This is a genomic window from Aneurinibacillus sp. UBA3580 (assembly GCF_002375825.1).
GTDB lineage: Bacteria > Bacillota > Bacilli > Aneurinibacillales > Aneurinibacillaceae > Aneurinibacillus > Aneurinibacillus danicus.
Map to the genome: position 1 here is coordinate 1 of NZ_DFMZ01000009.1, position 7,612 is coordinate 7,612.

Consider the following 7,612-nt stretch of genomic DNA (forward strand, 5'->3'; position numbering starts at 1 on the left):
TTCCTGCTGTTCTGCGCTGATTTTTACCGCGCAAAGATTGCTGCAGAATTAAACGGCGAAGAATTAGTGATAACAGACAGCGTTGAATCTATCATCGTAGGGGCGTCCGATGTCGGCATTGCGATGGGCAATGCGATTACCGCAGCCGAGTCGATGGGACTTGGCATCGTGCCGATCGGCGGCGCGCGCCGAAATCCGCAGGAGCTTATAGAGTTGCTGGATATTCCGGAGTATGTGTTTCCGGTGGCCGGATTGGTGGTCGGGCATCCTGCAGATCCGTCCGCTTTGAAACCGCGTCTGCCGCGTGAAGCCGTATACCATCATGAAGCGTATAATCGGGACCTGCGCGGCTTAATTGAGAAGTATGACAAACAGATGGCAGATTATATGAAAGAGCGGACCGGCGGCCAGGAATCACGCAACTGGTCACAAACTGTTTCTTCCTTCTATAAGCAAATCTATTATCCGAAAGTACGTCCGATGCTGGATAAGCAAGGCTTTGATTATAAATAAAAACGGTCCCATAAAAAGACAGCTGATTCGATTACGAATCAGCTGTCTTTTTATTCTTCAAAATCCAGGTTTATTTTTCTTTGCCCCCCTTCTATCAAAAACATACTATATACAAAGTTTGTTGTTTTGATTTTTTGTGTGAAAAGAAGGGGGCAGGATGTTATGCAAGCAAAGAACGATTGCATGGAAGAAAATAGACGAAGTGAAGAGAGGCCCATCGAGCATTTTGCCGTTTCTTCCGGACCCGATAAAGAAGTAAAGCAGATTATCGTGGTGACAACGCCCGATTGGAAAAGCCGCCAGGCTCGTCTTCAGGCCTTTGAGAAAGCAGGCGGAAAATGGCTGTCGGCGTTTTCGCCGATGCCTGCCGTGGTAGGGAAGAATGGATTTGCGCTGCTGGAGGATAAAAAAGAGGGCGACTACAAGTCACCCGCCGGGATTTATAAAATCGGCACCGCATTCGGCACGGCAGTAAAGCCCGGAGGCGTAACGCTGCCATACCGCCCGGTTACGCGCCAAGACTATTGGGTGGACGACAAGACATCCCCGGATTACAATACATGGGTGCATTACGGCGGTGATCCTAAAAAAAGGTGGAAATCCTTTGAGCGTCTGGCTATTCCTCTTTATAAATACGCTCTTGTTATCCGATATAATGATAATCCGGTCGTTCCCGGCAAGGGGAGCGCGATTTTTATGCATATCTGGCGCAGCCCGCAAAGTTATACGGCCGGATGCGTCGCATTGTCCGAGTCAAATCTGCTGGCCGTGCTGAGATGGTTGGATCCGAAGAAAGAGCCTGTTATTGTACAGGGTCCGGCTGCCTATCTGGCTTCGTATATCAAATAGAGAGAAAAATGCGAGAGGTTGTATGAGCCTCTCGCATTTTTGTTTATCCTGACGGTTTGTGTTTAGTAAGAAAAATCATGAGCAGTGTTCCTGCTCCGAGATAGCTAAACAGCGGATAAAGGTGGTGTACAAGTGTAGAAAAACCAAATTGACTGATGATATAGCAGACCATCAGCAGTCCGACGATAATGAAACGGGAGTCTACCTGAAAGGAAGGAAAAACCTGCAATTGTCGCGTTAAGCCGAATACGTTGCCGACCAATGTCGTGAAAATTTCTCCCAGAATAATAAGGCTGAACATCCATTGCACAAATGGACCCAGCAAAGAGACAATCATGGCCATTGGCACCTCTGCCCGTAGGGCATCAGCACTGTGGACGAGCAGCACATAATTGCTGAGCAGAAGCAGGATGCCAAGCCCGATACCGCCTACCACGCTTCCTCCTATCAAAACCCGGCGATCCTGCATTTCGCTGCCCAACGGCACAAGCACGGCCAGCGCGAGCGAGAGGTTAAATGCAACATAGAGGAAGGGGGAGAGTGCCCAGCCTGCTGCGTTGATAGAGCCGTTGAACGGAGGAAAATCCATACCATTCATTATAAATGTGCGTATGCCAATCAATACGGTAAAACCGAGCATAAGAGGAACGACCAATGTATTGACAGTCATAATGGCGTGCATGCCGCGCGAGGTAATAAAGTAGACGAGCAAAGCTGTCGCGATGACGCCGGCCTGGTAAAATCCCCCGAGTTGCTGTGCGAACAAGGCTCCGCTCCCTGCCAGCATCACACCGGTCGTACAGAGCAGTGTAAGCAGTGTGAACGTGTTAATCCAGAAACCGGCTCGGCTGCCGAATACATACTGGTTAAACTGGTGATAAGAAGACGCGCCAATGCTGTGGGCGAGCAGCATGATTTTAGCTCCTGCGAGGATAAACAGCAGTACGCTAACCGCGATAATCAGCACGCTTTTGCTGCCGTAACGGGTGACGAACTGAAAGATTTCCTGCCCGCTCGCGAATCCGGCGCCAACAATCGTTCCAATATACGTAAAACCCACCTGCAGGATTGCCTTCCACCGGGCCAGGGTATAATGTTTCGTCTTCGTGCTTCTCACCTCTCTTCTGTGAAAATTATGAGGAAAGAAGATTCAAAGAAGAAAAAAGAATCCTCTTTTTTCCACGTTGAAATCTTCTCACCCTTCTTTCCTTATCTCTTCTTTGCTATTGTATGAGATTGTCCACCCCGGTAGACTGGCCCTGTGCAGATTAAAAAATCTCGTTACTTTGTTCTTGCTTTGTTTTACAATAAAGAGAAATAGAGCAGGCATTGCTCGATTTTAGGAGAAAGCAGGAGGACACAAACGAATGATAAAGTGGATAAAAGAATGGGTGCCCGTAATTCTGTTGGCAATCGTGTTAAGTATGACCATTCGTACATATATCGGGGAAGCTGTCGTTGTACCGAGCGGATCTATGCTGCCGACAATTCACATTAATGACAGGCTGGCGGTCGACAAGATGACCGGCCCGAATGATTTGCAGCGAGGCGACATTGTTGTGTTTTATCCGCCGCTGCCTGACAAGAAAGATGAACGTTTCATCAAGCGGCTAATCGGCATCGGCGGTGATACGATCGAGATAAAAGACGGGGCGCTATACCGCAATGGAAAAAAGGTGGATGAGCCATATATCAAGGAGCCGATGAAGTATGACTTTGGCCCTGTTACCGTACCTAAAGGAAAATTTTTCTTCCTTGGAGACAATCGGAATGAAAGCTATGACTCTCATCTATGGCCGGATCCGTTTGTAGACGCAAGCGCCATCGAAGGCAAAGCTCGTTTCCGCTTTTATCCTTTTACCGACATGCAGCCCATGTAATGAAAAACGAGGTAGTACGGCAAGTGAGCTGAACAGGCTGTGATCAACAAATAGATAACATTATAGATGAAGTGAAATTTGGGGGCGCGGATTTCAATACAAGGAAAAGTGGTAAGCCTTATTTGAAGGCTTACCACTTTTGCACGTTTTTACCCTTCTTTGATTGTGGTAAGACGCGCTTCGACTTTCTTACCAATGAGCCAGAGCCCAAAAATGGCGAGAGCCACCAGCAATAGCTTCCACGGATGATCGATGAACGACATGACATCATGACCAATAAAAGCGACGACAAAAATCATAATCGCTTTACCAAGCATGATAGCGGAGACAAAATGGCTAATTGGAATATTTGAAAGACCGGCTACCACGTTTACAAGTGACGACGGTGTAAACGGGAAGCAGGAGAACAGAAAAATGGCGCTGAAGCCATGCCGGTTCATCCAATTCATCGCCTCATTCACCTTCGGGTGACGGGTAAGAAAGTTCAGGAAGCGGTGCTGTCCGAGCTTGCGGCAAATGGAGAATACGAGAACCGCGCCCAGACATGCGCCAATCCACGAATACAGAAATCCGAGCCACAGGCCGTATGCGGCGGCATTGCCTGCAACAATGGCCACCAGCGGCAGCGGCGGGAAGAACGATTCGATAAACGTCATGAAAATTCCCGGCAGCGGCCCGAATGATTCGTATTTGGCGAGCAGCGCCAATAAGTTTTCTTCAGAAAAATAGGCTTTTAACTCTGTCCAATTCATACTTTCATTTTACCCCAAAAAAGAAGGAAAGTGCACTAGGAAGTTGGCTTTGCCAGAAGCCCCAATCATGCCCACCTTCTTTTTCGACGTATGTGACAGAAGCGCCGCGCTGTTCGAGCACTTGTTTCATGTCACGGTTGTAACTAAGGAAATCAACTGTTTGACTGCCGACCGGGACCGCTGTTTCCTGAAGGCCGATAAGCATATAGATAGTTAAGTGCGAAAGTTTCGGCCTGCGCAGTACGCCTTTCATTACATCAGGGTAGAAAGCGCCCGATAATGACAGCACTTTACTAAACAAATCCGGCCTGTCCAATGCAAGGTCCAGGCTAACCGTACCGCCGAGCGAGTCGCCAATCAGTATGCGATCGTTTACGGCAAATTCTTTTTCGACAGCCGGGAGTAGTTCCTCAACAAAGAAGGATTTATAAATATCGTTTCGGCTGCGCCCGGTACCGTATTCTTCCGTCCGGTTTTCTTTTGAAACTGTAACAGCGACAATGATGAAAGGAAACAGTTTGCCGTTTAAAATCATTTCCTGAGCGACTGTGGCCCCGCGTCCGAAGTTGAGGAATTGCTCTCCGTCCTGCGCGTACAGTGCCGGATAAGCGCGTGAAGAATCATAGTCCGGCGGCAGATATACTTTGTAAGAGCGTGTTTCTTTTAGATAGGAGCTTTCAAGCTCGCGGCGCACGATGGTCCGCTTGCGCAGTTTCTCGTCCATTTGAATCAATCCTCCGTGTTTTTTATATGTATGGGTGAAAAAAATTGGACATGATAATGAGGAAGTGCTATACTCATCGCGAATCCAAAAACGTGAAACTGTACTTGTTGTGCAACAAGAGGTGTTTCATTGGGATATTGTTCTATTACAGTAGTGTAAATATTCTTTTCTCATAATCTTATTAAAAAAGGAGTTGTCATGATGTTACAAATTCTTTCGCCTGAAGGCAAGGTTACGGACCAAAAGCAAATGCCTCAAGTCGACGACGCCACTTTGAAAGAATTGATGCGCAGGATGGTATACACCCGTGTGTGGGACCAGCGCGCAATCAGTTTGAACCGTCAGGGACGTCTCGGATTCTATGCTCCGGTAGCGGGACAGGAGGCATGCATGATCGGAAGTCAGAGCGCGCTTGCCAAGGAAGACTTCATTCTGCCAAGCTACCGTGATATCCCGCAAATCGTCTGGCATGGGTTGCCGTTGTATCAGGCGTTTCTGTATTCTCGCGGACACTTCCACGGCGGTCAGATTCCGGACGATGTAAACGTTTTAATGCCGCAAATTATCATTGCTGCCCAAATCACACAGGCGATGGGCGTTGCAATGGGCTTCAAGTTGAAAAAAGAAAAGCGTATCGCGATTACGTACATAGGTGATGGTGGTACGTCGCAGGGTGATTTCTACGAAGGTTTAAACTTCGCCGGCGTGTACAAAGTACCGGCCGTCTTCTTCGTACAGAATAACCGTTATGCGATTTCTACACCGTTCTCCAAGCAAACTGCAGCTGAATCCATCGCGGCCAAAGCGCAAGCGGCAGGTATCAAAGGCGTGCAAATCGACGGTATGGACGTGCTGGCCGTATACGAGACCGTACGTGAAGCAAGAGAGCGTGCGCTTGCTGGCGAAGGTCCGACATTGATCGAAGCCCTGACGTTCCGTTACGGACCGCATACGATGGCGGGCGATGATCCGACCCGTTACCGTGCGCAGGAAGAAATGACGGAGTGGGAGCAGAAAGACCCGCTTGTTCGCTTCCGTTCGTACCTTGAAAGCAAAAACCTCTGGTCCAAAGAGGAAGAAGATCAAACAATTGAGCAGGCGAAAAATGAAATCGCCGAGGCGATTAAGAAAGCCGATGCTCAACCGAAACAAAAAGTGACCGACCTGATCGACATTATGTTTGAAGAGAAGACTCCGGCTCTGCAGGAGCAATACGATGAGTATAAGCAGAAGGAGATGAAATAGACAATGGCACAAATGACCATGATCCAAGCCATTACAGATGCACTGCGTACAGAAATGAGAGCAGATCCGAGCGTGCTTGTGTTCGGTGAAGATGTAGGGGTAAACGGCGGGGTATTCCGCGCAACGGACGGACTCCAGAAAGAGTTCGGTGAAGAACGTGTATTCGATACGCCGCTTGCGGAATCCGCTATCGGCGGGATGGCGGTCGGCCTTGGTCTGCAGGGGTTCCGTCCGGTTGCTGAAATTCAATTCTTCGGATTTGTATTTGAAACATTTGACGCCATTGCATCCCAGGCGGCGCGTATGCGCTACCGTTCCGGCGGAAAATACAATTCTCCGGTTACATTCCGCGCTCCGTTCGGCGGCGGCGTAAAAACGCCGGAGTTGCATGCAGACAGCCTGGAAGGTCTGTTCCTGCAGACACCGGGCGTGAAGGTCGTTATTCCTTCTAACCCGTACGATGCCAAAGGTCTGCTGATTTCTGCGATTCGCGACAACGATCCGGTTATCTTCCTGGAGCATATGAAGTTGTATCGTTCCTTCCGCGGTGAAGTGCCGGAAGGATCCTACACGGTTCCAATCGGTAAAGCGAATGTAGTGAAAGAAGGAAAGGATGTCACGATCATTACGTACGGCGCCATGGTACAGACTTCTCTGAAAGCGGCGGAACAGATTGAAAAAGACCGCGGCGTATCGGTTGAAGTCATCGATTTACGGACCATCAGCCCGCTGGATACGGAAACGATCATCAAGTCGGTTGAGAAAACGAACCGCGCTATCGTCGTGCAGGAAGCACAGAAACAAGCGGGCGTGGCTGCAGAAGTTATCGCTCAAATTAACGAGAAAGCCATTCTTTCCCTGGAAGCTCCGGTATTGCGCGTAACGTCTCCGGATACCGTGTTCCCGTTTGCGGCGGCGGAAGATGTCTGGTTACCGGACCCGGCCCGCGTGATTGAAGGTTTGAATAAAGTACTTGATTTCTAAAGTCTATCCTGTCTGCGAAAGATAACTCGCGGTAATACTAAGGAGGAGGTTCCATCTATGGCGTTCCAATTTAAAATGCCGGATATTGGTGAAGGGATTCACGAAGGTGAAATCGTAAAATGGCATATTAAAGAAGGCGATCAGGTCGAAGAAGACCAGATTATTATGGAAGTGCAAAACGACAAGGCTGTCGTTGAGATTCCATCCCCGGTAAACGGGAAAGTACTGTCCATTAAAGTGGAAGAGGGAACAGTAGCCGTAGTCGGCGACGTTCTGGTTGAATTCGATGCAGCAGGCGCATCTCAACCGGAAAGCGGGACAGTGGATGCTACCGACCGCGCTGCAGGCGAAGAGCTGAATGAGAAAGCGGACCGGGCGGAAGTAGAACAAACACCGATGACCGAACAGGGGAAAGCACCGGTACAGCAGGAAGTTGAACCTGTGGATGAAAATAAGCGCGTATACGCGACACCGGCTGTACGCAAGTTTGCACGTGAAAAAGGAATCAACATCCGTCAGGTGCAGGGAACGGGCAAAAACGGACGGATTACCCGTGAGGATGTAGAGAGGTTCGCTCAGGGCGGCGGCAAAGCACAAGCGGCAGCACCGCAAACTGATCAGACGAAACAGGCGGATCAAGCGGCACCTGCATCTGCGGCGGCCGC

At 49.2% G+C, this 7,612-nt stretch carries 9 protein-coding genes; 6 read left to right on the forward strand and 3 right to left on the reverse strand.

Going from position 1 to position 7,612, the window contains the following annotated elements; genetic code table 11:
• Both B2899_RS01825 and B2899_RS01830 read left to right on the forward strand, forming a co-directional pair.
• On the forward strand, positions 1-513 hold a 513-nt coding region (locus B2899_RS01825; RefSeq protein WP_286883606.1), incomplete at its 5' end, for a nitroreductase family protein.
• Between the two features lie 162 nt (positions 514-675).
• A complete protein-coding gene (locus B2899_RS01830; RefSeq protein ID WP_286883607.1) occupies positions 676-1,362 on the forward strand; it encodes a L,D-transpeptidase family protein in 687 nt (228 codons plus the stop codon).
• A gap of 43 nt (positions 1,363-1,405) precedes the next feature.
• On the opposite strand, the gene B2899_RS01835 is transcribed toward B2899_RS01830, so the two are convergent.
• Positions 1,406-2,479, reverse strand: a complete 1,074-nt coding sequence (locus B2899_RS01835) for a hypothetical protein (RefSeq protein ID WP_146809895.1) — start codon at positions 2,477-2,479, stop codon at positions 1,406-1,408.
• Between the two features lie 250 nt (positions 2,480-2,729).
• Here B2899_RS01835 and lepB point away from each other — a divergent pair, with 250 nt between their 5' ends.
• Entirely contained in the window at positions 2,730-3,242 is a 513-nt protein-coding gene (gene lepB, locus B2899_RS01840) for a signal peptidase I (RefSeq protein ID WP_146809894.1), read from the forward strand.
• A 149-nt stretch (positions 3,243-3,391) separates the two neighbouring features.
• Here the strand turns inward: lepB and B2899_RS01845 are convergent, their stop codons facing one another.
• Entirely contained in the window at positions 3,392-3,994 is a 603-nt protein-coding gene (locus B2899_RS01845) for a TVP38/TMEM64 family protein (RefSeq protein WP_146809893.1), read from the reverse strand.
• 4 nt (positions 3,995-3,998) lie between these two features.
• Positions 3,999-4,718: an alpha/beta hydrolase gene (locus B2899_RS01850; protein WP_146809892.1), complete on the reverse strand. Its 720-nt coding sequence runs from the start codon at positions 4,716-4,718 to the stop codon at positions 3,999-4,001.
• A 198-nt stretch (positions 4,719-4,916) separates the two neighbouring features.
• Here B2899_RS01850 and pdhA point away from each other — a divergent pair, with 198 nt between their 5' ends.
• The 3 genes from pdhA to B2899_RS01865 all read left to right on the forward strand — a co-directional run.
• Positions 4,917-5,963 (forward strand): pyruvate dehydrogenase (acetyl-transferring) E1 component subunit alpha, encoded by a 1,047-nt coding sequence (pdhA, locus tag B2899_RS01855; protein ID WP_146809891.1) that lies wholly within the window; start codon positions 4,917-4,919, stop codon positions 5,961-5,963.
• A 3-nt stretch (positions 5,964-5,966) separates the two neighbouring features.
• Positions 5,967-6,947, forward strand: coding sequence for an alpha-ketoacid dehydrogenase subunit beta (locus tag B2899_RS01860; protein WP_146809890.1), 981 nt, complete (start codon positions 5,967-5,969; stop codon positions 6,945-6,947).
• A gap of 57 nt (positions 6,948-7,004) precedes the next feature.
• The coding region (locus B2899_RS01865; RefSeq protein ID WP_286883615.1) for a biotin/lipoyl-containing protein at positions 7,005-7,612 on the forward strand (608 nt) is incomplete at its 3' end.

Coding starts and splice junctions, on each gene's coding strand:
- B2899_RS01850 (WP_146809892.1), bottom strand. CDS start 4,718: ATGGACGAGAAACTGCGCAAGCGGACCATCGTGCGCCGCGAGCTTGAA.
- B2899_RS01845 (WP_146809893.1), bottom strand. CDS start 3,994: ATGAATTGGACAGAGTTAAAAGCCTATTTTTCTGAAGAAAACTTATTG.
- lepB (WP_146809894.1), top strand. CDS start 2,730: ATGATAAAGTGGATAAAAGAATGGGTGCCCGTAATTCTGTTGGCAATC.
- B2899_RS01860 (WP_146809890.1), top strand. CDS start 5,967: ATGGCACAAATGACCATGATCCAAGCCATTACAGATGCACTGCGTACA.
- pdhA (WP_146809891.1), top strand. CDS start 4,917: ATGATGTTACAAATTCTTTCGCCTGAAGGCAAGGTTACGGACCAAAAG.
- B2899_RS01830 (WP_286883607.1), top strand. CDS start 676: ATGCAAGCAAAGAACGATTGCATGGAAGAAAATAGACGAAGTGAAGAG.